Annotated in this window: 18 protein-coding genes; 4 read left to right on the forward strand and 14 right to left on the reverse strand. The window is 69.4% G+C overall.

Annotated elements, in window-relative coordinates:
* Positions 1-1,215: pyridoxal-dependent decarboxylase, exosortase A system-associated (locus WMI84_RS09360; RefSeq protein ID WP_347352475.1), on the forward strand; the 1,215-nt coding region annotated here is incomplete at its 5' end.
* 13 nt (positions 1,216-1,228) lie between these two features.
* A complete protein-coding gene (locus WMI84_RS09365; RefSeq protein WP_347352477.1) occupies positions 1,229-1,501 on the forward strand; it encodes an acyl carrier protein in 273 nt (90 codons plus the stop codon).
* A 42-nt stretch (positions 1,502-1,543) separates the two neighbouring features.
* Here WMI84_RS09365 and WMI84_RS09370 read toward each other — a convergent pair whose 3' ends face one another.
* From WMI84_RS09370 to eno, 5 genes are all read right to left on the reverse strand, one after another.
* Positions 1,544-2,548 carry an endonuclease/exonuclease/phosphatase family protein gene (locus WMI84_RS09370; protein ID WP_347352479.1) on the reverse strand — a complete coding sequence of 335 codons (1,005 nt, stop codon included), beginning with the start codon at positions 2,546-2,548 and terminating at the stop codon, positions 1,544-1,546.
* 10 nt (positions 2,549-2,558) lie between these two features.
* Positions 2,559-3,524 carry an exopolyphosphatase gene (locus WMI84_RS09375; RefSeq protein ID WP_347352481.1) on the reverse strand — a complete coding sequence of 322 codons (966 nt, stop codon included), beginning with the start codon at positions 3,522-3,524 and terminating at the stop codon, positions 2,559-2,561.
* Positions 3,517-4,059, reverse strand: coding sequence for a DUF501 domain-containing protein (locus WMI84_RS09380; protein ID WP_347352483.1), 543 nt, complete (start codon positions 4,057-4,059; stop codon positions 3,517-3,519). The genes WMI84_RS09375 and WMI84_RS09380 overlap by 8 nt, the downstream gene beginning before the upstream one ends.
* Positions 4,056-4,535, reverse strand: a complete 480-nt coding sequence (locus WMI84_RS09385) for a septum formation initiator family protein (RefSeq protein WP_347352485.1) — start codon at positions 4,533-4,535, stop codon at positions 4,056-4,058. Before WMI84_RS09385 ends, WMI84_RS09380 begins: the two co-directional genes overlap by 4 nt.
* Before the next feature lie 167 nt (positions 4,536-4,702).
* On the reverse strand, positions 4,703-6,007 hold the full coding sequence (eno, locus tag WMI84_RS09390; RefSeq protein WP_347352487.1) for a phosphopyruvate hydratase: 1,305 nt from the start codon (positions 6,005-6,007) through the stop codon (positions 4,703-4,705).
* Positions 6,008-6,328: 321 nt separating this feature from the next.
* Between eno and WMI84_RS09395 the strand changes: the two genes are divergently transcribed.
* The gene (locus tag WMI84_RS09395; RefSeq protein WP_347352489.1) at positions 6,329-7,825 is read left to right on the forward strand and encodes a sugar transferase; all 1,497 of its coding nucleotides are present in this window, start codon (positions 6,329-6,331) and stop codon (positions 7,823-7,825) included.
* 90 nt (positions 7,826-7,915) lie between these two features.
* Here WMI84_RS09395 and WMI84_RS09400 read toward each other — a convergent pair whose 3' ends face one another.
* Genes WMI84_RS09400 through mfd form a run of 3 tightly spaced genes read right to left on the reverse strand, consistent with a single transcriptional unit; the run spans position 7,916 to position 13,084 of the window.
* Positions 7,916-8,863, reverse strand: a complete 948-nt coding sequence (locus WMI84_RS09400; RefSeq protein ID WP_347352491.1) for a MazG family protein — start codon at positions 8,861-8,863, stop codon at positions 7,916-7,918.
* Between the two features lie 13 nt (positions 8,864-8,876).
* Positions 8,877-9,419: a hypothetical protein gene (locus WMI84_RS09405; protein WP_347352493.1), complete on the reverse strand. Its 543-nt coding sequence runs from the start codon at positions 9,417-9,419 to the stop codon at positions 8,877-8,879.
* Positions 9,420-9,451: 32 nt separating this feature from the next.
* Entirely contained in the window at positions 9,452-13,084 is a 3,633-nt protein-coding gene (gene mfd / locus WMI84_RS09410; RefSeq protein ID WP_347352495.1) for a transcription-repair coupling factor, read from the reverse strand.
* A 456-nt stretch (positions 13,085-13,540) separates the two neighbouring features.
* Here mfd and WMI84_RS09415 point away from each other — a divergent pair, with 456 nt between their 5' ends.
* Entirely contained in the window at positions 13,541-15,322 is a 1,782-nt protein-coding gene (locus tag WMI84_RS09415; RefSeq protein WP_347352497.1) for a DUF4082 domain-containing protein, read from the forward strand.
* 17 nt (positions 15,323-15,339) lie between these two features.
* Here the strand turns inward: WMI84_RS09415 and WMI84_RS09420 are convergent, their stop codons facing one another.
* The 6 genes from WMI84_RS09420 to WMI84_RS09445 all read right to left on the reverse strand — a co-directional run.
* On the reverse strand, positions 15,340-16,605 hold the full coding sequence (locus WMI84_RS09420; protein WP_347352499.1) for a glycosyltransferase: 1,266 nt from the start codon (positions 16,603-16,605) through the stop codon (positions 15,340-15,342).
* A gap of 43 nt (positions 16,606-16,648) precedes the next feature.
* On the reverse strand, positions 16,649-17,785 hold the full coding sequence (locus WMI84_RS09425) for a glycosyltransferase family 4 protein (protein WP_347352509.1): 1,137 nt from the start codon (positions 17,783-17,785) through the stop codon (positions 16,649-16,651).
* The gene (locus tag WMI84_RS09430) at positions 17,782-19,038 is read right to left on the reverse strand and encodes a glycosyltransferase family 4 protein (RefSeq protein ID WP_347352501.1); all 1,257 of its coding nucleotides are present in this window, start codon (positions 19,036-19,038) and stop codon (positions 17,782-17,784) included. Before WMI84_RS09430 ends, WMI84_RS09425 begins: the two co-directional genes overlap by 4 nt.
* Positions 19,035-20,573, reverse strand: a complete 1,539-nt coding sequence (locus tag WMI84_RS09435; RefSeq protein WP_347352503.1) for a lipopolysaccharide biosynthesis protein — start codon at positions 20,571-20,573, stop codon at positions 19,035-19,037. The genes WMI84_RS09430 and WMI84_RS09435 overlap by 4 nt, the downstream gene beginning before the upstream one ends.
* Before the next feature lie 5 nt (positions 20,574-20,578).
* The gene (locus WMI84_RS09440) at positions 20,579-21,688 is read right to left on the reverse strand and encodes a DegT/DnrJ/EryC1/StrS family aminotransferase (protein WP_347352505.1); all 1,110 of its coding nucleotides are present in this window, start codon (positions 21,686-21,688) and stop codon (positions 20,579-20,581) included.
* Positions 21,685-22,212 (reverse strand): DegT/DnrJ/EryC1/StrS family aminotransferase (locus WMI84_RS09445; protein ID WP_347352507.1); only part of this gene is annotated, 528 nt, incomplete at its 5' end. The genes WMI84_RS09440 and WMI84_RS09445, both read right to left, overlap by 4 nt.

Genomic DNA, 22,212 nt, shown 5'->3' on the forward strand with positions numbered 1-22,212 from the left:
ACCGGGATCGCCGCCTTCGGCGCGGTCGACGGGCAGCTCGCCGTCGGCGGCATCCCACTCGGGCGGCTTGCCGAACGGGTCGGGTCCACGCCGTTCTTCGCCTACGACCGGGCCCTGCTGGAGCGCCGGATCGCCACGCTGCGCACCACCCTGCCCGCAGGCATCGAGCTGAGCTATGCGATGAAGGCCAACCCGATGCCTGCGGTCGCCCAGCACATCGCGGGGCTGGTGGACGCCATCGACGTCGCCTCCGCCCTCGAGCTGCGGACCGCGCTGGACACCGGGATGCGGCCCGAACGGATCAGCTTCGCGGGCCCGGGCAAGACGGTCGCCGAGATCCGCCAGGCCGTCGCCTCCGGGGTGATCATCGAGGTCGAGTCGGCGACCGAGGCGCACCGCGTCGTGGCGGCGGGCGAGGACCTCGGGCTGCGCCCCAGGCTGGCAGTGCGGGTGAACCCCGACTTCGCGATCAAGGGCTCCGGCATGCGGATGGGTGGCGGACCCCAGCAGTTCGGCGTCGACGCCGAGGCGGTCCCTGCGCTGCTCGAGTCCCTCGAGCCGAGGGACGTCGACTTCGAGGGTTTCCACGTCTTCGCCGGCTCGCAGAACCTGCGGGCGGAGATCATCTGCGAGGCCCAGCGCCGGACGGTGGAGCTCGTCCTCGGTCTGGCCAAGGCGTCGCCCTGGCCGGTGCGGTACCTCAATCTCGGCGGCGGGTTCGGGATCCCCTACTTCGAGCGGGACACGCCACTCGACCTCGACGCCGTAGGGGCCAACCTGGCGGCGCTGCTGGAGGACGAGATCCGGCCGAACCTGCCCGAGGCTCGCACCGTGATCGAGCTGGGGCGCTACATCGTCGGCGAGTGCGGCGTCTACGTCACCCGGGTCGTGGACCGCAAGGTGTCGCGCGGACAGGTCTACCTCGTCGTCGACGGCGGCATGCACCACCAGCTCGCCGCGTCGGGCAACCTCGGACAGGCGATCCGCCGCAACTACCCGCTGGCCGTCGGCACCCGCGTCGACAAGGCTGAGCGCGAGAAGGTCAACGTCGTGGGCTGCCTGTGCACCCCACTGGACCTGCTGGGCAATCAGGTGCTCCTGCCCGAGGCAGACATCGGCGATCTGGTGGTGGTCTTCCAGGCCGGGGCATACGGCCTGACGGCCAGCCCCACGGCCTTCCTCGGGCACCCCATGCCCCCTGAGATACTGGTCTGAGCGAAAGGACATCATGCAGACACGCAGCTCCACCCTCGACGGGGTGATCACGACCATCGTCGAGACACTGGGCATCCAGGACCGCGCCGACACGTTGACCGAGTCGACTCCGCTCTTCGGCAGCATGCCCGAGCTCGACTCGCTCGCGGTCGTCGAGATGGCGACCTCCCTCGAGGAGCGCTTCGGCTTCTACATCGAGGACGACGAGTTCACCGGCGACCTCTTCGAGACGGTCGGCACCCTGGCGGCGTTCGTCGAGAACAAGCTGGCGTCGAGCCAAACGTGATCCCGGTGAGGTGAGAGCTGCCCGCGTAGCACTCGGCAGCTGTCACCTCACCGCCCGGCGGACCGTCGCCAGGACCCCGAGGTGGTCGGCACCCGGCGTCGCCACGCGGTCGACCGCGTTCACGACGAGCTGCCGTGACACGAGCACGTGGTCGATCTGGACCAGCGGCGGCACCGCTATCCCGAGACGACGCTCTTGGCCACCGGCCGGGAAGGTCGGCTGGAAGCCACCGTTGACCGCGTCGACCGCGTCGGTCAGTCCCAGTGACTCGAGCGCCCGCACCGGCCAGTGGTCGAGCGTCGCGTTGAGGTCGCCGGCCACGATCGTCGGGTCCGGATCGTGCGCGAGGCTGGTGCGGACCGCCTCGACGACACGAGCCCCGTCCTCCGACCACACACCGGGGCGGTAGGGCTGCACGGGGTGCAGCGCAAAGAGGGTGGCCGGGCCGATCGGGCTCGATTCGATCCGCACCGAGCGGCCGGCGCCGTGCAGCGTCATCGGTTCGTCGTCAGCGAGCGGGTACCGGCTGAAGGCGACCACTCCGCCGCCGTTGTCGGCAAGATGGGGCAGCTGCACGGGCACCGAGGACCGCTGGACGGCTGCCCACTGCGCCGGCCCCATGTCGCACAGCACGAGCACGTCGACCCCACGGTCGCGTACCTCGCGTGCGAGCGCATCGGCGTCGCCGTACTCGAAGTTCTGGGTCATCACGACGAGCGGCTCCCCTCCCGCCGCCGGTTGTGAGCCGACGTAGAGCGGCGCCAGCCACACGACGTGCAGGGCGGTGGCTACCAGCCCGACCAGGGACAGGACCTGGCCGAGCAGGCGGGCACCACCACGATGGGCCACCGCGACGGCCACCCCCGTCACGAGGAGCAGCGCTGCCGGCACCAGCCCAAAGGGGGTGAAGGCGACGAGCTCGATCCCGCGCCGGCTGTCCGGGTCCGTCAACCGCGGCACCGTGAGCAGCCCGACACCGAGCAGCGCTGCACCGGCGACGACCCACAGCAGAGCGCGCCAGACCCGGCCAACCGTCCCGCGTGTCACAAGAGCCCGCTCACGCCCCGAGCGAACGGGCGATGCCGTCGAGGATGTCGTGCTCCGAGGCGATCACGCTGTCAACGCCGGCCACCGTCGCGACCCGCTCGACGACGCGGCTCCAGACGAGCGCCCCGGCACCGATGACGTCGACCCGCCCCGGATGCATGTAGGGCAGCGCGGCCCGCTCGGCCCGGGTCAGGTGCAGCAGGTCCGCCGCGGCGGCCAGGACCTCGCCGACCGGCGCCCGGGACAGGTGGATGGCCGCCGGGTCGTACCCGGGCAGCCGCAGCACGTGGGCCGCGATGGTCGTCACCGTGCCGGCCAGGCCGACCAGCGCACGCACACCCCGGAACGGCACGACTCGGGCCGCAAGGTCGATGGCCGCGTCGATGTCGCGGGTGGCGGCGTCGATCTCGCCGCGGGTGGGCGGGTCGCTGACCAGGTGGCGCTCGGTCATCCGGACGCAACCGATGTCCACCGAGCGCTCCGCCTCGACCGCGACCGTCCCAAGGACGAACTCGGTGGACCCGCCGCCGAGATCGACGACCAGGTAGGGCCCTTCGACGCCGCTGGCGACCAGGTCACCGGTCGCACCGCGAAACGACAGTGCCGCCTCCTCGTCGCCCGAGACGACCTCGGGGTCGACGGGCTGTCCCCAGTGTTCGACGAAGGCAGCACGCACGCCATCGACGAACTCGTCGGCGTTGCGGGCGTCGCGCGAGGCCGAGGTCGCCACGAAGCGGACCCGGACGGCCCCCAGCGAGCGGCACTGGGCGGCATACTCCCTCGTCATCGCCAGCGTGCGCGCCATCGAGGCGGGGGCGATCACACCGGTGCGGTCGATGCCCTGCCCGAGTCGCACGATCTCCATGCGGCGCACGACGTCTCGGAGTGTCCTGGTGGCCGGGTCGAGGTCCGCCACCAGGAGCCGGATCGAGTTGGTGCCGCAGTCGACCGCTGCGACCCGGGTGGTGTCAGCCATGCCCGATCCCCGCGCCCTGGACGGCCTGTTGCTGCGCGCACGAGGTCGGCGACCACCAGTCACCGAGCAGGTCGAGGGCTTCGTCCCCGAGCGGGTTGACGCCCCGCCCGGCGGCCAGCGCGTGCGCGACCAGCACGTGCAGGCACTTGACGCGGGTCGGCATGCCGCCCGCCGAGGTGCCATGGATCTCGGCGACGTGGCCGAGCTCCGCGCGGCTGGCGAGGTAGCGCTCGTGGGCCTGCCGGTATGCCGCTCGCAGCGTCGCGTCGGCGGCGAGCCGCTCGTTCATCTGCCGCATCAGCCCCGCCGACTCGAGTGTGCTGACGGCTCCGGTAAGGCGGGGGCATGTCGCGTAGAACGTGGTGGGGAAGGGTGTGCCGTCGGGCAGGCGCGGCTCGGTGCGCACCACGTCGGGCTGGCCGCACGGGCAGCGGTGCGCGACCGCCACGACCCCGCGAGGCGACCGGCCGAGCTGTCGCCGGACGGCGACCAGATCGGTGTCACCGACCCGGCCCGGCAGCGCACCACCGGTCATCGTGAGCCGTCCTCGACGCCCTGCGTGGCGTCGCGGGCCGTGGTGCCCGTCGCCCCGGCAGCGGGACGGTCGGCGATCTGGATGGACTGCCATACCTTGCCGTACCACGGCGCCGCGTCGTTGGCCAGCGGCGCCGCCACGATCGGCTGGGGCTCGGTCACGGCGTCGCCGTCCGGGCGGAGCCCGATCACCGTGTAGGACTTCTCGCCGACCTTGACGAACTTCAGCCGCTCGCGGGCCTGCTGCTCGATGAAGGCAGGGTCGCGCCACAGTGCCGCCTGCCGCTCGAGGTCGGCCACCGCGACATGTTGCTGGGCCACCTTGTCCCGCAGCGCGGTCACCTCGTCCTGCTGCTGCAGCAGCGAGCGGAGCGTCGGCACGAGGGTGACCGCGAGCATGACCACGATGCCGACCAGGATCGCGCCGCGCACCCAGGCCGTCGACGGTGGTGGGGGCGACGGCGGCAGGCTGCGCACCCGGGCCGCGCTGCCGGGGCGTTCGCTGCCGAGGCGGGGTCGCCCGGCCCGAGGGCCCGGTCCCGCCCCGCCGCGACGCGGCGCGGACCGAGCACCTGCCGGACGCGGTCTGGTGCCGCTCGGCGCCCGACCCGTGCGCGCAGGGGTACGGTCGGCCATCGTGCGGCTCAGCCCCCGTCGGCGGGGTAGCGGGACCGGTCGAACCGCGGGAAGGCGCCGGCACCGGCATACACCGCCGCGTCGTCCAGCTCCTCCTCGATGCGGAGCAGCTGGTTGTACTTCGCGACGCGCTCGGACCTGGCCGGCGCCCCGGTCTTGATCTGGCCGCAGTTCGTCGCGACAGCGAGGTCGGCGATCGTGGTGTCCTCGGTCTCGCCCGAGCGGTGGCTCATCATGCAGCGGTAGCCGCTGGTCTGCGCGAGCGCGACCGCGTCGAGCGTCTCGGTGAGCGTGCCGATCTGGTTGACCTTGACGAGCAGCGCGTTGGCGGTGCTGGTCCGGATGCCCCGCGAGAGCCGCTCCGGGTTCGTGACGAACAGGTCGTCCCCGACCAGCTGGACGCGAGCGCCCAGCCGCTCGGTGATGGTCCGCCAGCCGTCCCAGTCGTCCTCGTCGAGCGGGTCCTCGATGGAGACGAGGGGATAGGCCTCGGTGAGCTCGGCGTAGTAGTCGGCCATCTCGGCGGCCGACCGGCTCGTCCCCTCGAAGCGGTAGCTGCCGCTCTCGTGGAACTCGGAGGCCGCGACGTCGAGCGCCAGGGCGATCTGCGTGCCCGGGGCGTAGCCGGCCGCGGTGACAGCCTCCAGGATGACGTCGAGCGCCTCGCGGTTGGACGGCAGGCTCGGCGCGAAGCCGCCCTCGTCGCCGAGCCCGGTCGCCAGGCCACGTCCGTGCAGCACCTTCTTGAGGGCATGGTAGACCTCCGCCCCCCAGCGCAGCGCTTCACGGAAGCTGGGTGCGCCTACCGGCGCGATCATGAACTCCTGGATGTCGACGTTGGTGTCGGCGTGGGAGCCGCCGTTGAGGATGTTCATCATCGGCACCGGCAGCACGTGCGCGTTCGGACCGCCCACGTACCGGAACAACGGCAGGCCGGCCGACTCCGCGGCCGCACGAGCCACGGCGAGGGACACGCCCAGAATGGCGTTGGCGCCCAGGCCCGACTTGTTGGCGGTGCCGTCCAGGGCGATCATCTCCCCGTCGACGAGGCGCTGCTCGCTGGCGTCGAAGCCGATCAGGGCAGGACCGATGTCCTCGAGGACCGCCTCGACGGCCTGCTCGACACCCTTGCCGAGGTAGCGGCCCGAGTCGCCGTCGCGGCGCTCAGCGGCCTCGAAGGCACCCGTGGACGCCCCGGACGGCACGGCCGCCCGGGCGAAGGTGCCGTCGTCGAGACGGACCTCGACCTCGACGGTCGGGTTGCCACGCGAGTCAAGGATCTCGCGGGCGCCAATCTCCTCGATGCTGGCCACAGGCCCCTCCCGGGTGTCGACTCCGTCGCTGGCGGCTCGGTATGCCCCTGCACGTCGAGCCTAGCCCGTCGCCCCACCGCAGGCCGGCAGCGACGCGGGCTCAACGTGGCGCACGTCACATTCCCTACCAATCCAATTCATACCGGACATATTCCACGAATACGAAATGGAATGATATGCTCGGATATTACCGGCGAGTATCGATCATTCTTTTCCATTTCGCTGAAATGACGTCGGGCCTTGGCGAGACTGGCAACAGCTGCTGGTTCCGACAGAGCCCGGCATTGGGGGACCAAACCAACGTGGTGGGGTGGACTAGGTATGGTTGAAACCGTTCGTGAGCCGTTGCTCACGTTTGAAAACAGGCGTCGAGAGCGACTGGCCAGGCAGGCCCCGGTTCGACCGCGAGGGATCCAGTACTGGCGAACCTCGTTGGTAGCCGGAGACTTTGCCGTCATCGTGGTGGCCACGGTGGTGGCGATGCTCGCCCGTCCGAGACTCGGGTTCTTCGACACGACAATCGCCGAGGTACCCGGGGTGATCGGCCCGGCCGGGGTCGGGATGGTGGCCGTCTGGATGCTCGCAAACCTCGCATCCGGGACATACAGCCAAAGCCGGCTCGGGGTCGGCACGAGCGAATACGCCCGCATTCTCACGGGGGCGGCGCTGACCGCCGGGCTCGTCAGCATGGCCTGCTATCTGACGCAGTACAACCTGGCCAGGGGGTTCTTCGCCCTCATGTTCATCGTCGGGGTACCGATGCTGGTGCTGTGGCGCTGGGGCGCCCGTCGGGTGGTGCACCGGGCCCGCCGCCACGGCCATCTGATGTCACGGGTGCTCGTCTCGGGCTCGCCGGCGCACGTCGACGAGGTGTGCAAGGTGTTGCGGCGGGACAGCTGGATGGGCTACCAGGTCGTCGGGGCGCTGCTGCCCTCGTCCGCACCGGTGGCGGCCACGCCGGCCGGCATTCCGGTGTGCGGCGTGACGACCGAAGTGGCCGACATCGTCCCCCAGCAGGACGCGGACATCGTCGTCTTCACCGAGGGGGCCTTTCCCACTGCCGGCGACTTCCGGCGCACGACGTGGGAGCTCGAGGGCTCGCCGGTGCAGATGGTCGTCGTGCCCAGCCTGGGTGACATCTCGGCCGGCCGGCTCGAGATGCGCCCGGTCGCCGGGCTGCCGCTGGTCCACGTCGAGCAGCCGCAGGGCATGGCTGCCTCCCGAGGTCTCAAGCGCGCGTTCGACATCGTCGGGGCCGGCCTGATGCTGTTGCTCGCCGCGCCGGTGATGGGTCTGGTCGCGCTGTCGATCCGACTGGAGGACGGTGGCCCGGTCCTGTTCCGTCAGACCCGGGTGGGTCGGGACGAGGAGAACTTCGACTGCCTGAAGTTCCGCAGCATGTGCCCGGATGCAGAGGCCCGACAGGCGGAGCTGCAGGATCACAACCTGAACGCCGACGGGGTGCTCTTCAAGCTCAAGGAGGACCCGCGGGTCACCCGCGTCGGCAAGCTGATCCGCCGGTTCTCCCTCGACGAGCTGCCCCAGCTGGTCAACGTCATCAGGGGAGAGATGAGTCTGGTCGGGCCACGGCCCGCTCTGCCGAAGGAGGTACGCGACTACCCTCCCGAGGCACACCGACGGCTCCACGTGCGCCCGGGCCTGACCGGCCTGTGGCAGGTCTCCGGACGTTCGGACCTGGCCTGGGAGGACGCTGTGCGGCTGGACCTCTACTACGTGGACAACTGGTCGATCGTGCAGGACCTGTCCATCGTGATGCGAACGGTCCAAGCGGTCTTCGCCTCGCGCGGTGCCTACTGACCGAACCAGGGTCGGGGACGTCGAACTGAACCGAGCCGGGCGGCCGGTCGCGCCGCGAACGGGCGCCGGCACAGTGGCATACGGCCGGGGTCAGCGGGCCAACCGGCGCAGCGTCGCCCGCAGCGTCGCCTCCGCGTCGGCTCCCGCCCCCCGAGCTTCACGGACGAGGGCGAACAGCCGGGCACCGAGGTCGTCCCCGGCAGCCGCCACCTCGACGCGTTCGGCGAGCCCGGCGCGTTCGAGGCGGGAGATCGCCTTGTCGGCGCGCGCGAGCGCCGGCAGTGACGCGGGAATGCCCTCGAGGGGGTCGCTGCGCTCGGGCTTCTCGGCCGCCTTGATGACCTCCCAGTTCCGCTCGACTGCCTCCGCCGTCGGCGCGTCGACCGAGCCGAAGACGTGGGGATGTCGCCGGACGAGCTTGTCCACGAGTCCGCCCGCGACGTCGTCGATGTCGAACGGCGCCTCCGGGTCCTCCTCGGCCACCCGGGACTGGAAGGCGACCTGGAGCAGCAGGTCACCCAGCTCCTCACGGACGAGCGCGGCGTCACCGGACTCGATGGCCTCGATCGCCTCGTGGGCCTCCTCGAGCAGGTAGGGCACGAGGGTCCGGGGGGTCTGCCTGGCATCCCACGGACACCCGCCGGGCGAACGGAGCCGGTCCATGACCGCGACGACGTCGAGCAGCCGGGCGCCCTGCACGTCGTGGGAGCCGACGAGCAGCTCGACGTCCGGCGGGTCGGGGAGGCGGGACACCTCGGCGGCGATCGCATCGGTCAGCCCCGGATCGCCGTCGGCGGAGCCCACCCAGAGGAGGTTACGCTGCTCGGCTGTCTTGACCAGGTCACGGGCGAGCGTGGCCGGGGGCGAGGTCGGCCGGGTGTCGACGTCGAGTCCCGCCTCACGCAGGGCCTGCGCCTGGTACTCGCCCTGCCGGGCCCAGATCGCGTCGGCGGCATCGACGGCGTGCCACGCGTCGCGGGTCAGCAGTCCGGGGGCCACGCGTGGCGTCGTCAGCAGCAGGGTCAGCCGGCCCGCCATCCGCGGTGCCGGCTCACTTCGAGGCCGGCGCGGCGGCGATCCAGTCGGGTGCCTGCTGGCCGAGGCTGAAGTAGACGGGGCCCTGGTCGGAGGGGACGAAGCTGCCGAAGCGCGGGTTGACCGAGATGCGGGCCTGCTTGAGGTCCGTGCGGTACTGCGCGACGTCGGCGCTGGTCATCTGCGCCGACTGGAGCAGCGCGACGGTCGAGACGAACGTCTTGGTCGTGTCGGTCGCACCCGGCATCGCGTTGACGACGTTCGCGTAGGTCGCGTCGGGCTTCCAGCTCCCCGAGGCCGCCACGGTCTCGTGCAGCAGCGGGGCCGCGATGAGGGCGGTGACCACGATCTCCTCGGAGAAGTCGAGGTTGGCCGCGCGCAGCTGCTTGGCGGTCTCGGCCACGTCGGAGAGCCGGATGACGTGACCGTTGACCACGGCGGCCGCCTGCTGCTTGGTCACGGTGCTGCACGCGCCGAGCAGCGACACGGCCGCCACCCCCGCGACGGTACCGACGGCCAGCCGCTTGGCGGCACCGGTCTCACCTGACAGAGCCTTCACAGATCCTCCTAGGGCGGAATGCGGTTGCCATCCTACGGTGCCGACGCGCCGCCGGAGGCGACCGCCGACACGGCAGTCGCCGCGGCGGTCAGGTCGGCGAGCAGGACAGCCTCGACCAGCTGACGGGCCCAGAGGAGGACCTCGACGTCGCGTAGCCGCTTGCCGCCGACACGGGCCGTCATCGGCACCGGCACGAGGATGACGCCGAGCTGTTCCTTCACGACGGTGCCGGGGTAGAGCCGGAGCAGGCGCAGCTGCTGGCTCTCGCGCAGGTCGCGCACCGGACCGAAGCGGACCACCTTGCCCTGCAGGCCGATGTCGGCGATGCCGGCCCGGCGGGCGACCACGCGCAGCCGGGCGACCTCGAGCAGGTTCTGCACCGGCTCGGGAGGGCTGCCGTAGCGGTCGCGCAGCTCGGCCGCGATGTCGTCGACCGCCTCGAAGGTCTCGACCGTCGCGAGCTTCCGGTAGGCCTCGAGCCGCAGCCGCTCCCCCGGCACGTAGTCGTGCGGCAGGTGTGCGTCGACGGGGAGCTCGATCTTGATCTCACCCACCGGACCCTGCTGGCCGTCACCGCGGTACTCGGCGACGGCCTCGCCGACGAGGCGCACATACAGGTCGAAGCCGACCCCGGCGATGTGGCCGGACTGCTCACCACCGAGCAGGTTGCCGGCGCCCCGGATCTCGAGGTCCTTCATCGCGACCTCCATGCCGGCGCCGAGGTCGGTGTGGCTCGCGATCGTGCGGAGCCGGTCGAGGGCCGTCTCGGTCAGCGGCTTCTCCGGCGGGTAGAGGAAGTAGGCGTAGGCCCGCTCGCGGCCCCGGCCGACCCGCCCCCGTAGCTGGTGCAGCTGGGACAGGCCCAGGACGTCGGCCCGGTCGACGACCAGCGTGTTGGCATTGGAGATGTCCAGGCCGGTCTCGATGATCGTGGTGCAGACCAGCACGTCGACCCGCTTCTCCCAGAAGTCCAGGACGACGCGCTCGAGCCGCTTCTCGCTCATCTGGCCGTGCGCCGTCGCGACCCGCGCCTCGGGGACGAGCTCGCGCAGCCGCGCGGCGGCCTTCTCGATGCTGCTGACCTTGTTGTGGACGAAGAAGACCTGACCCTCACGCAGCAGCTCGCGCCGGACCGCCGCGGTGATCTGCTTCTCGTCGTAGGCGCCGACGAACGTGAGCACCGGGTGCCGCTCCTCGGGCGGCGTTGCGAGCGTGGACATCTCGCGGATCCCGGTCACTGCCATCTCGAGGGTGCGCGGGATCGGCGTGGCCGACATCGACAGCACGTCGACCGCGGTCCGCAGCGTCTTGAGCAGCTCCTTGTGCTCGACGCCGAAGCGCTGCTCCTCGTCGACCACGACGAGCCCCAGGTCCTTGAACCGCACGTCCCTGGCGAGCAGCCGGTGGGTGCCGATGACGAGGTCGACGGTGCCGTCGGCGAGGCCAGCGAGCACCCGCGCCGCCTCGGCATCGCTCTGGAAGCGAGAAAGTGCCTCGACCTTGACGGGGAACTGGGCGTAGCGCTCCGAGAAGGTCTGGTGGTGCTGGGTGACCAGCAGGGTCGTCGGCACCAGCACGGCCACCTGCTTGCCGTCCTGGATGGCCTTGAAGGCGGCCCGGACCGCGATCTCGGTCTTGCCGTAGCCGACGTCGCCGCAGATGAGGCGGTCCATCGGGACCTCCTGCTCCATGTCCTGCTTGACCTCGTCGATGCTCGTGAGCTGGTCGGGGGTCTCGACGTAGGGGAAGGCCTCCTCGAGCTCGCGCTGCCACGGCGTGTCCGGTCCGAACGCGTGGCCCTTGGTGGCCATGCGGGCGCTGTAGAGCCGGATGAGGTCGGCGGCGATCTGCTTGACGTAGCGTCTGGCTCGCGACTTCGTCCGGTGCCAGTCGGAGCCGCCCATCCGGTTGAGTGTCGGCGCGTCGCCACCGACGTACCTGGTCACCTGGTCGAGCTGGTCCGTCGGGACGTAGAGCCGGTCCCCCGGCTGCCCACGTTTCGAGGCGGCGTACTCGATGACGAGGTACTCCCTGGTGGCTCCGCCGACGGTGCGCTGCACCATCTCGACGAACCGGCCGACGCCGTGCTGCTCGTGCACGACGTGGTCACCGGGGCGCAGCTGCAGCGGGTCGACCTGGTTGCGCCGCCGCACGGGCATCCGGCGCATGTCCTTGGTGGAGGTCCCGCCACCGGCCTGTCCGGTCAGGTCGGCCTCGGTGAGGACCTCGAGGCGACTCCCCTCGTGGACGAACCCGCGCCCCAGGGCACCCGTCGTGATGCCGACCACGCCCGGCTCGAGCGACCCGTCGAGGTCGCGCACCGGGATGTCGTGCTCGCGCAGCACGTCGGCGACGCGGCGCGCCAGGCCGGGGCCCTCGGTGACGACGGCGAGGCGCCACCCGTCGTGCACCCGGCCGCGGATGTGCTCGAGCGCACGCTGGGTGTCGCCCCGGAACGCGTCGGCGTCCGAGGCGTGGACGGTCAGGTGGACCTCGGCCGCGTCGTCCTCGATGCCGAGGTCCTGGTCCCGGGCGAACGACGTGAGCGTCCACCAGGGCCGTGCGGTCTCGATGGCGCGCGCCCGGGTCTGGGCGATCGTCCAGAACGAGGCGGTGCCGAGGACTGCGGCAAGGTCGACCGGGACCGCGTTGCCGGCGGCTGCGTTCGACCAGCTCGCCTCGAGGAACTCCTCGCTCGTGGCGACGAGGTCGTGGGCCCGGCGGCGGATCCGCTCCGGATCTGCGAGCAGCACGATCGACTCGGGCGGGAGCACGTCGAGCAACGGTTCCATCCCGTCGACCAGGGCCGGCGCGAGCGACTCCATGCCTTCGACCGCGATCCCGTCGGCGACCTTGGTGAGCATCTCGGCGACGCCGGGCAAGCGGTCCCGCAGGGCGGCGGCCCGCTGCCGTACGGCGTCGGTCAGCAGTACCTCGCGGCACGGCGGCGCCCAGAGCCCGTGCTCGGCGACCTGCAGGCTGCGCTGGTCGGCGACCGTGAACCAGCGGACCTCCTCGACCGTGTCGCCCCAGAACTCGACCCGGACCGGGTGCTGCTCGGTGGGCGGGAAGACGTCGAGGATGCCGCCGCGGACGGCGAACTCGCCGCGGCGTTCGACCAGATCAGTGCGCACGTAGGCGGCCCCGGCCAGGGCCTCGACCGCCTCCTCGAGCGGGTAGTCGTCGCCCTGACGGAGCGCGACGGGAGACAGGTCGCCGAGACCCTTGGTGACCGGTTGAAGCGCTGCCCGGACCGGGGCGATGACGACTGAGAGCGGGCCGAACGTGGGGTCCGACCCGTCCGGGTGCACGATACGGCGCAGCACCGCCAGCCGTCGGCCGACGGTGTCGCTGCGCGGCGAGAGCCGCTCATGCGGGAGAGTCTCCCAGCTCGGGAAGACCGCGACGCGCTCGGACGGCAGCAGGCAGCCGAGCGCCTCGGCGAGGTCGTCTGCCTCTCGCGTCGTCGCGGTCAGGACGAGGAGCGGGGCGCGGTCACCGTGCTCCTGTACCAGGGCCGCGACGACGAAGGGACGGGCACCCTCACTCGCGCTGATGTCGACGAGCCCGGTCCGGCTCCGGACCTCCGTCCGGACGCTCGCGAGATCGTCCGTGGAACGGAGGGCGTCAAGGACGGTCGGTAGGTCGGAGGTGGTAGAGCTCATCTGTGAAGCAGTCCCCAGGGATTCAGGCAGCACGAAAACCCGAGGTCAGGGCGACGACGGGTCCGGGCTCTAGGGTAATGCGCCGCACTCGCGCCCAGCCACGACCAAGGTCCAGACGGGTTCATCCGCGTTGAACTACTCGAACAGGTCCTGAGGAGCATCGTTGGCGTCTCAGGGTCTGAGACAGACCTTGTCGGATGTGAATGGTCGTCCAACCCGTTCAACCGTGGGGATTCGTGCTCCGCCTCGCGCGGTTTGTCCGTTTATCATGCCTTCGGCCACAGCACGCTGTGTTCGCGCTATCGATGACTGATTGTTATCGTCTGTGCGGTTCGCGCCGCGCCGAGCCGGTACTGGGGTTCGATGCGGCGGCAGCAGCAGGTCCACGCTGGTCCTGTCGCGACGAACTCCCGAGTGCCCCCTTCCCCTCGGGGGGCGCGTGACCCTGGAGCAGACATGAACGACCCCACCCCTCAAGAGCAGCGCGGCGACAGGCGCGAGGGCCGCACTCGCGCCTTCGCGCTGCCGCTCAAACCCGGATCCCGGCGTCGGATCGTCGTCGCTGGCCTGGCCGCGGTCGCCGTGGCCGGCACGGTCGTCGCGACCCTGAGCGGAGGCCTCACCGCTTCCGCAGCCGCGAACACCTACTCGATCTGGCCCAGCACCACTGTGCCAGGGACGGTCGCCGACAACGACACCGCCTCCGTCGAGGTCGGCACCCGTTTCACGACCAACACCCCTGGCTGGGTGACGGCCGTTCGCTACTACAAGGGAGCGGAGAACACCGGCACCAAGGTCGGCAAGCTGTGGGACTCCTCAGGTCGACTCTTGGCCCAGACGACCTTCTCGGGTGAGACCAGGTCCGGGTGGCAGCAGGCCGCCCTCAGCGCCCCGGTGGAGCTCAAGACCGGTGTCAACTACGTCGTCTCCTACCGTGCCCCTCAGGGCCGTTACGCGGACGACCAGTACGCGCTCTCGCCGAGCAAGTCCCGGGTCAATCATGCGCTTACTGCGACGCAAGGCGTCTACACGTACGCCGGGTGGGGAATGCCGCGGGAGACGTGGCGCGACTCGAACTACTTCGTCGATGTCGTCTTCACGACTGTCCGACCGGGTAACCCGGCGCCGCCAGCAACCACCGCACCCCAGCCAAGTACCACCACGCCAAGGCCCACTGCTAGCACCACCACCGCGCCTCGGCCGAGTACCACGAGTGCGTCCAGGCCCACCACCAGCACCACCACCACCAGCACCACCACCACCAGCACCACCACCGCGCCCCGGCCTACCGCCACTGAGACATCCAAAGCAGGCTGCGTGGGCGACCCGAACACACCGGGGGGACCGGACCCATGGGGCGGCTGTTGGCCCGGCCCGCAGAACACTGGCTATCCGAAAGGTCTCCCTGGAGACACTCGTAAACCGGTGACGTTGACGACCTACACAGGGCCGACCACAATCCGTTCATGCGGCATCGTAATCGACTCTAAGATTGTCAACCAAGACCTCCTCGTCGAGGCTGGCAACGGCACCGATCTGAATAAGCCGTGCGTCACGATCCGCAACTCCCTAATAAAGGGCGTGGTCTTCGCCGAGAAGACGTCATACGGCCCCTTCCTTATCGAGGACACAGAGGTCGTCCCGAACAGCCTCTCGTGGTGGGAAAATGTCGGCAGATCCAACTTCCGCGCTATCCGCGTCAACTCTCACGGATCAGAAGGAGTCGTCAAGTGTGACTCTAATTGCGAAGTGAAGGACACGTGGGTCCACGGAATGACTCTTGCGAAAGCCTATCACTACAACGCGGTAGGTGGGAATGGAACGAACGGTTATCTAATTGAGCACAACTTCCTGTCGTGCGGAGACTGGTCTTCTGTGATGCCCGGCGACCTTGCGGACGGGGGATGTTCCGCAGTCATCGGGTTCTACGGCGATTTCGCACCCAACCAGAACATAACAATCAACCGCAACTTCCTGATCTCGACATTTGACATGAGCGAGAACGGTAAACACCGACAGGCGGCCTATTGTCTTAATCCGGGCTACTACCCGACTAAGGCCTATCCAGATACCCGAAACATCAGCGTAACTAACAACGTCTTCGGACGGGGCGGATCTGGCAAATGTGGAGTTTACGGGCCCACCAACAGCCTCAACGCCATCGGACGTCCCAACGGAAACGTCTGGAGCAACAATCACTTCGATGACGGCACCGTGATCAACCGAGTTGAGGAGTGACGCAGCGTCACTATTGGTTAGTTGAGGCGGGGCCCAGGAACGAGCGTTACAGGCTCACTCCCACTGTGGGCTCCGCCTCGCTGCTCGCCCAACGGCACAGCACGAGGCTCGGACCAAACAGCGGGAGGCTCAACGACAGCAGGCCCGCCGAATATCCATACTCCATCGTCCTGCACCCCAAGAACCCACTCCGACATGTCTGGAACCTGCTCAACCAGCGTCTGAAGATCGTCCATTGACAGGCCGGACAGCATCACGGACTCGCCGGGCTGCCGCGCAGTGAGGAGTGACACGGCGTCAGCCAACTTCGTGACGACTTGGAAGGACACCACTTTGTGGTAACGGTTCAGCCGTACCGATGTCGATGCGTATTCAGCAAAGGCCCCACCACGGTCCAGATTAATGACACGCAATGGTACCGTTCTACTCCACTTTAGCAGGTCCACATCCTCTCGGATATCGCAGGAGAGGACACGAGTCTTGAATGAGGATCGTTGTCGATGAGTCTGCACCGACCCGCGGAGCCACCGTAGGCGCCACCGATGGTCGCGGATCACGGGTGCATCTCTCCACGATGAGGATCGTGAACCGATTGTGCCGCAAGTCGTCCGGACTGGCAGGAACTCAGGGTAAAGGGTCGCTACACGTCTGTGCGCGGCATCCAGTCGATCGAGGTTGATCGTCTTGCTGTTGTGAGTGATCGCGAGGTTGGCTGCGCCGACTCCGAGACCGAGGCGCCGCATCCGCAACCCGTACTCAACGGTATATGCGTGCCAGGAGAGGTCTGAGTCAATGCATAGGGGGTGCGCCAGAATCCGGTCTCGCCTGACCAGAAAGAGCACCTCGTCCAAACTGTCGACGTTGACGGGGGCGTCGGCGTCCTCGCCAATGACTAGCACGCGGTCACGCATACGACCGTAGGACCTACCGTCGCCGGTGACGCCGTTGGCGCCAAGGACCCCCCATCTGTCACCATCCAAATGGGTACCGACTTCTGCAATCCGGTCGATCGAGTGCAGGTACACGTCCTGATGGACGAAGACGACGACATCGTGACGTGCGTTGGCCGCGCCGTGGTTGAGTGCTGCCCCGGCGGAGGTGAACTCGTGCTGCCGGTTGTCGACCGGGATGTAGTCGACATCGACGTCACCGGCGTACGCAGCGATTGACCGGTCCAAGCAGTCCTGCCGCATCGCCAAGTCGTTGAACACACATACGATCGAGATACCCGGCACGCGCCAGTCCTGGTCCGACATCCCCCGTTGTCCCCTCTCCTCTTGCATTTGGGCCCAATCCTCGCATCCGTCCGTCGTTGTGTCAGACGAATCAGTCGTTGCCCTCACGGACGAGCCCGGCCACGGCCTCGTCGAAGGCCGCCGCGGAGTACATGTCCTCCACCCTCTGTCGGCCTGCTGCGCCGAGGCTTGCCCTGGAGTCCGCACGCTCGAGCAGCTCCACGACTGCGTCCGCCAGCGCGTCGACATCCTCGACCGGGACGAGGATGCCCGCGTCGCCGATCTGCTGCGGCACGCCGCCCACAGCGAAGGCCACGACCGGAACGCCGAGCGACATGGCTTCCAGCACCACCAGCGGGAAAGGGTCGTCACGGGACGGGAGGGTGGCGATGTCGAACCGTCGCATGTGTGGGTAGGGGTTGTCCCGTGGCCCGATGAACTCGATCGGCTCCCCGGGCAGGGTTTGCACGGCCTCAGCGACGTCGCCCACCCAGACGAACCGGACCCGAAGCTGAGGCAGTCGCTGCAGCACGATCCGCGCCGCCTGCACCCAGAGGTCGGGCCCCTTGCGGCGCTCCGCGGTCCCGCAACAGCCGATGACCAGCTCGTCAGGCTCGTACGTGGAGTCGAGCGCCTCTTTCGCCCGTCGCTCGACCTCAGCAGCGTCAGGCACGGAGGGAACCAAGGTCAGGTCGCCCGGTGCCCGGCCGAGCAGACGCGCCACGTCGTCACGGACGCTCGGAGAGCAGGCGATCAGCTGTACGCCTGTCAGTCCGGCCGTCACTGAAGCTGCATCGAGGAACTGTCCGGCCACCGCAGCCGACTCATGCAGGTGCAGAACGGTCCGACGCCGGAGCCAACGGGCCGCACGCAGGTATGACGCGGCAGCAGAGGAGTTGACGTACACCACGTCCGCCCTGCTGGCCAGTATGACTCCGGCGGCGGCAAGCTGGTCGGCCAACCGAGCCACCCGATTACCACCCGGTAAGCGCCTGAGCCGTCGTCGAGCGCGATGCAGCGGTTCTACGGAGGCTGGAGCGACTGCCTTGAAGTCGGTCATCAGTGGCCCTGCCGTGCGGGACACGATGCGCACGTCGTCACCAGCACGGACCAGCCCACGAGCGATCATTACTGCAACGCGAGGTGCACCTGATCGTGAGGCTTCGTGGCTGACCAGCAGGACACGCCTTCGTGGCCCTGAAGCAGTCGGCCTTGAGCGTCGCCTCATCCGAGAGCACCTCGCAGGGCATGCCACTGCTCACGGGCAGTTCCTCTGGCGACCTGCGCGGCCGCGACGACGAATCGTTGCGGCGTGGAAGGCAGGTGGGCCAGCGTGAACCGGTAGATCTGCTCGAGCCGGGCGGCGCCGGTCTCGAGTCCGAACCTGGCACGGACCTCCGAGAGACCGAACTCGCCGAGCGTGAGCCGCCGTTCGGCGCCGCTGAGCGACTGGACCAGCGCCGCCAGATGACGGACCGGGTCGTCCGGCCGCTGCACACCGTAGAAGCCGGCGTCGTAGAAGTAGTCCGCGCTGGCCGGCTCGAAGACGCGGGCGAAACCATGCTGTCCGAGCACGACAAGCGGCTTGCCGTGGGCCAGAGCTCGGAGCGCCGAGCCTCCCATGCCCAAGGCGATGTCCGCCGCGTCGTACGCCGGTCGTGGGTCGCTCATCGAACCGGTCAGCACCACCGCGGTCCTACCGAGGCGATGGTTGACGTCTTCGGCCGACGTCCGGATCTGCTGGAAGGCATCGCCGTCCCCGACGATGACCAGCCGCAGCCGAGGGTCGCTCGTCTCCATGGCGCGGATGGCGTAGCCGAGCCCCTCCGCCTTGAGGTGCTCGTCGACTCGGCCGACCACCACGACAGCCAGCTCGTCATCGCCGATGCCCCAGGTGTGGCGAAACTCCCTTCCCCGACTGGCATCGGGAGCGTCGGCCACGAGGTCAATCGGCGGCTCCATGAGCCAAACGCGGCCCGCGTGACGCGGCTCCAACTCGTCACGCAGACGCTGGGTGCCGACGATGACCGGCGTGTGCCGGGGGGTGTAGAACACGTTCTCCATCATCCAGTTCGTGACAATCGCTACCCCTGGCCGCCTGGACACCATGGCTGCGGTCGCGGCCGGTCCGAGCCACGGCCCGAACACGTGAGTGACGTCCGCCCCGACCACACCGGCCAGCTCGTGGATCTGGCGCGCTCGGTCGACGATTCGTGCCTGAGCGGGGAGCAACGTCGGACTGAAGCCGCGACTCGCGGCATACGGCAGCAGGGATACCTTGACGTCCTCCTCGATGGCGAACACCGACACCCGGTGGCCCCGCTGCCGCAAGGTCCATCCCAGGTCCAACGCATTGATGGGGCATCCGCCCAGCGCCAGACCCTCCAGTCCGATCAGCACACTCAGCGGCGGTTCGGATGCGGGGATCGCTGCCAGGGGCGCCAGATCCGACGCTGCGGTCGACGTCCGCAGATCCGTCACGACGCCTCACCTGCTGCTTGGGCAGCCCGCCAGCGGGCGGGCACCCACCCCGGGACGAACCGGGCCGGCAGCTGCTGGGCGATCAGTCCGCCGGCCAGGGCCAGGTATACGGCCCCACCGGCCACTCCCCCGACGAGCAGGCGCAGCATCTCCGGCCCGACCAAGAAGGATGCGAGCCAGGCGGCCCCACCCGCCAGCACCGCAGCCGAGATCGGGCGAAGCACCAAGGGGATCATGTCTTGCAGTCCCGACCCGGTCGAGCGGCGGATCGCGAACAGGTAGCCCGGCAGCGCCACCAGACTGATGGTCACCACGTGTGCCCAGGCCACGCCCTCCAGGCCCCAGTGCAACAGGCCGAACACCATGGTCGGAACGAGGACGACGACCCAGCCGAGTTGGATGAGCAGCAGCCGCGTCGTCTGACCGGTGGCAACGAGCACGTTGACGAACAGCAACGTGAACGCGTAGATGGCGCCGTACACCGCGAGCACGGACAGGACGGGGATCGCCTCGATCCACTTGCTGCCGAAGATCGTCCGGATGATCGGCTCGGAGAGCCCCACGCAGAGCGCCGCGATCGGCAACGAGACGAGGGCGACCAGGCGGCAGGCGCGGGCGATGGCCCGACGCAGCTGGGTCGGGTCGTCGCTCACCCTGCCCAGGGCCGGCACGACGACACTGTTGAGGACCGAGCCGAGCAGGGCCGTCGACCAGCCCGCAGCGTTGAAGGCGATCATGTAGACGCCCACCTGGGTCGCATCGAGGAGGCGGCTCAGGATCAGGTAGTCGGCATTAAGTAGGGACCAGTTCACCAGGTTTGCCAGCGACAGGGGCAGGCCGAACATCAATAGCCACTTGACCTGGTCCGACCGCCAGCCGGGTAGATAGCGACGCGACGTGCTGAACCAGAAGACGACTCCTCCGGCGATCTGGCCGATGACTCGTGACCACGCGAAGGCTTCGGCGCCGCCGCCGTGCAGAGCAAGGACGATCAGGATCGGGTTCGCGACCAGGAAGCTGACAATGGTGGCCAGGAAGATCCGCCCCTGACGGAACTCACGCACCAGTTGCGCCGCGGGCACCGTGAAGAAGCCGGTCAGCGCGACGCAGATCGACAGGATCCGGATCGGTCCGGCGGCATCGGGATGCCCGAGCAGGTTGGCCAGGGCAGGGGCGAACGCGGCCATCAACAGGCCTACACCGGTCCCAACGAGGATGGAGATCGAGGCCACCGTCGGGGCGATGTCCTCGGGCTCCCTCGCGGCCCGGGCCACGGCCGAGCCCATGCCGAGCTCGGCCAAACTGGCGACGACGAGGTACACGGCCAGTGCGATGGCGAAGATGCCGAAGTCCGCCGGCGAGAGCAGGCGCGCCAGCAGCGCCGTGACGGCGATGTTGGCGAACCGCATGACGATGTTTGCCGCGACGGCCCACATCGCACCGTGGCCCACCTGGGCAGCCAGCGAGCGGCCGGACGATTCGTTCGACGCCGTCTCGACCGAGACGGCCGAGCTCCTGGTCGGGTCCGCAGCCAAGGGGCTCACCTCAGAGCAGTCGACAGCACGTCGACGACCCGCTCCTGCTGGGCCGGCGTGAGGTGCGGGTGCAGCGGGAGCGAAAGGATCTCGTCCGCCGCAGCCTCGGCGACGGGATGGGTGCCCGGCCCGACCCCGAAGCCGGCGAAGGCTCCGGTCAGGTGGACCGGCACGGGGTAGTGGATCCCGGCGCCGACACCGGCCGCGTGCAGCGCCTCGAGCACCCGGTCGCGGTCGGGCACCCGCACGACGTACAGGTGCCACACGTGCGCGTTGCCATCGGCGGTGACCGGGGTGCGCACCTCGGGGATGCCGGTCAGCAGCTCGTCGTACCGGGCGGCAGCCTCCCCCCGCCGCGCGTTCCAGTCCTTGAGCCGACTGAGCTTCGCGCTGAGCACGACCGCCTGCAGCGTGTCCAGCCGCGAGTTGAAGCCGAAGGTCTCGTGGTCGTACTTGCGCTCGCTGCCGTGCGCCCCCATGAGCCGGACTGCCCGTGCGATGTCGTCGTCGTCGGTCGTCACGGCACCGGCGTCGCCCGCCGCCCCGAGGTTCTTGCCGGGGTAGAAGCTGGTCGCCGCGACCCGGCCGAAGGCGCCGGAGCGCCGGCCCAGACGTTCGGCGCCCTGGGACTGTGCGGCATCCTCGACGACAGCGATCGGCCGGGCTCCGATGACCTCTTCGATCCGCTCGATCTCGGCGACCTGGCCGAACAGGGAGACCGGCGCGACCGCCCGGGTCCGCGGCGTCAGGGCATCCTCGAGCCGTTCGGGGTCGAGCAGCAGCGTGTCCTGCCGGACGTCGACGAACACCGGGGTCCCACCGGCCCGCACCACGGCCTCGGCCGTCGCGATGAACGTGTTCGCGGGGACGACGACCTCGGTCCCGGGGCCGACTCCGACCGCCCGGAAGGCCATCTCGAGCGCGTCCGTCCCGTTCCCGACACCGACGCAGTGCCGGACCCCCACGAAGGCGGCGTACTCGCTCTCGAACCTGGCGACCTGCGGCCCACCGATGAAGGCGGTCGCGGACAGGACGTCGGCCATTCCCGTGCGCACCTCCTCGGCGATCTCGTCGAACTGGGCGCGCAGGTCCACCAAAGGAATCGATGTGGTCACGGGCGGTTCTCCTCGGTCGATGCACCGGATCGCACGGCGTCGATGACACGATCCTGGTCGACATGGGTCAGCGTGTGGAAGAGCGGCAGGATCAGGGTGTTGTCGGTGAGCCGGTCGGTGACCGGCAGCGAGACCGCCTCGGCCGCGTCATAGGCGGGCTGGCGATGGGCCGCCATGATGCCCCGTCGGGCGGAGATGTCACGCTCCGCGAGATGGGCCAGCAGCCCGTCGCGGGTCATCGGATAGGGCGGGGCGACCTCGACCCAGAAGGACTGGAAGTTCGAGGTCCCATGGTCGGGGTCACCGACGCACCGCAGGCCCGGTATGCCGCTCAGCTCGGTACGGTACCGGGCCGCCAGCTCGCGGCGGCGGGCCACGATCTGCTCGAGCCGGCCGAGCTGGACCAATCCCATGGCGGCCTGCAGGTCGGTCATCCGGTAGTTGAAACCGACCTCGGTGTAGTCCTCGGCGGGCGGCAGCACGCTGCGGTGCCGGTCGGCGGCGCTGACGCTCATCGCGTGCTC

Source organism: Intrasporangium sp. (assembly GCF_039812505.1).
Lineage (GTDB): Bacteria > Actinomycetota > Actinomycetes > Actinomycetales > Dermatophilaceae > Intrasporangium_A.

Bases quoted from the DNA above. Each gene is read 5' to 3' on its own strand.
- WMI84_RS09365 (WP_347352477.1), top strand. From the start codon at position 1,229: ATGCAGACACGCAGCTCCACCCTCGACGGGGTGATCACGACCATCGTC.
- WMI84_RS09375 (WP_347352481.1), bottom strand. From the start codon at position 3,524: ATGGCTGACACCACCCGGGTCGCAGCGGTCGACTGCGGCACCAACTCG.
- WMI84_RS09380 (WP_347352483.1), bottom strand. From the start codon at position 4,059: ATGACCGGTGGTGCGCTGCCGGGCCGGGTCGGTGACACCGATCTGGTC.
- WMI84_RS09395 (WP_347352489.1), top strand. From the start codon at position 6,329: ATGGTTGAAACCGTTCGTGAGCCGTTGCTCACGTTTGAAAACAGGCGT.
- WMI84_RS09400 (WP_347352491.1), bottom strand. From the start codon at position 8,863: ATGGCGGGCCGGCTGACCCTGCTGCTGACGACGCCACGCGTGGCCCCC.
- mfd (WP_347352495.1), bottom strand. From the start codon at position 13,084: ATGAGCTCTACCACCTCCGACCTACCGACCGTCCTTGACGCCCTCCGT.
- WMI84_RS09415 (WP_347352497.1), top strand. From the start codon at position 13,541: ATGAACGACCCCACCCCTCAAGAGCAGCGCGGCGACAGGCGCGAGGGC.
- WMI84_RS09420 (WP_347352499.1), bottom strand. From the start codon at position 16,605: ATGCAAGAGGAGAGGGGACAACGGGGGATGTCGGACCAGGACTGGCGC.
- WMI84_RS09425 (WP_347352509.1), bottom strand. From the start codon at position 17,785: ATGAGGCGACGCTCAAGGCCGACTGCTTCAGGGCCACGAAGGCGTGTC.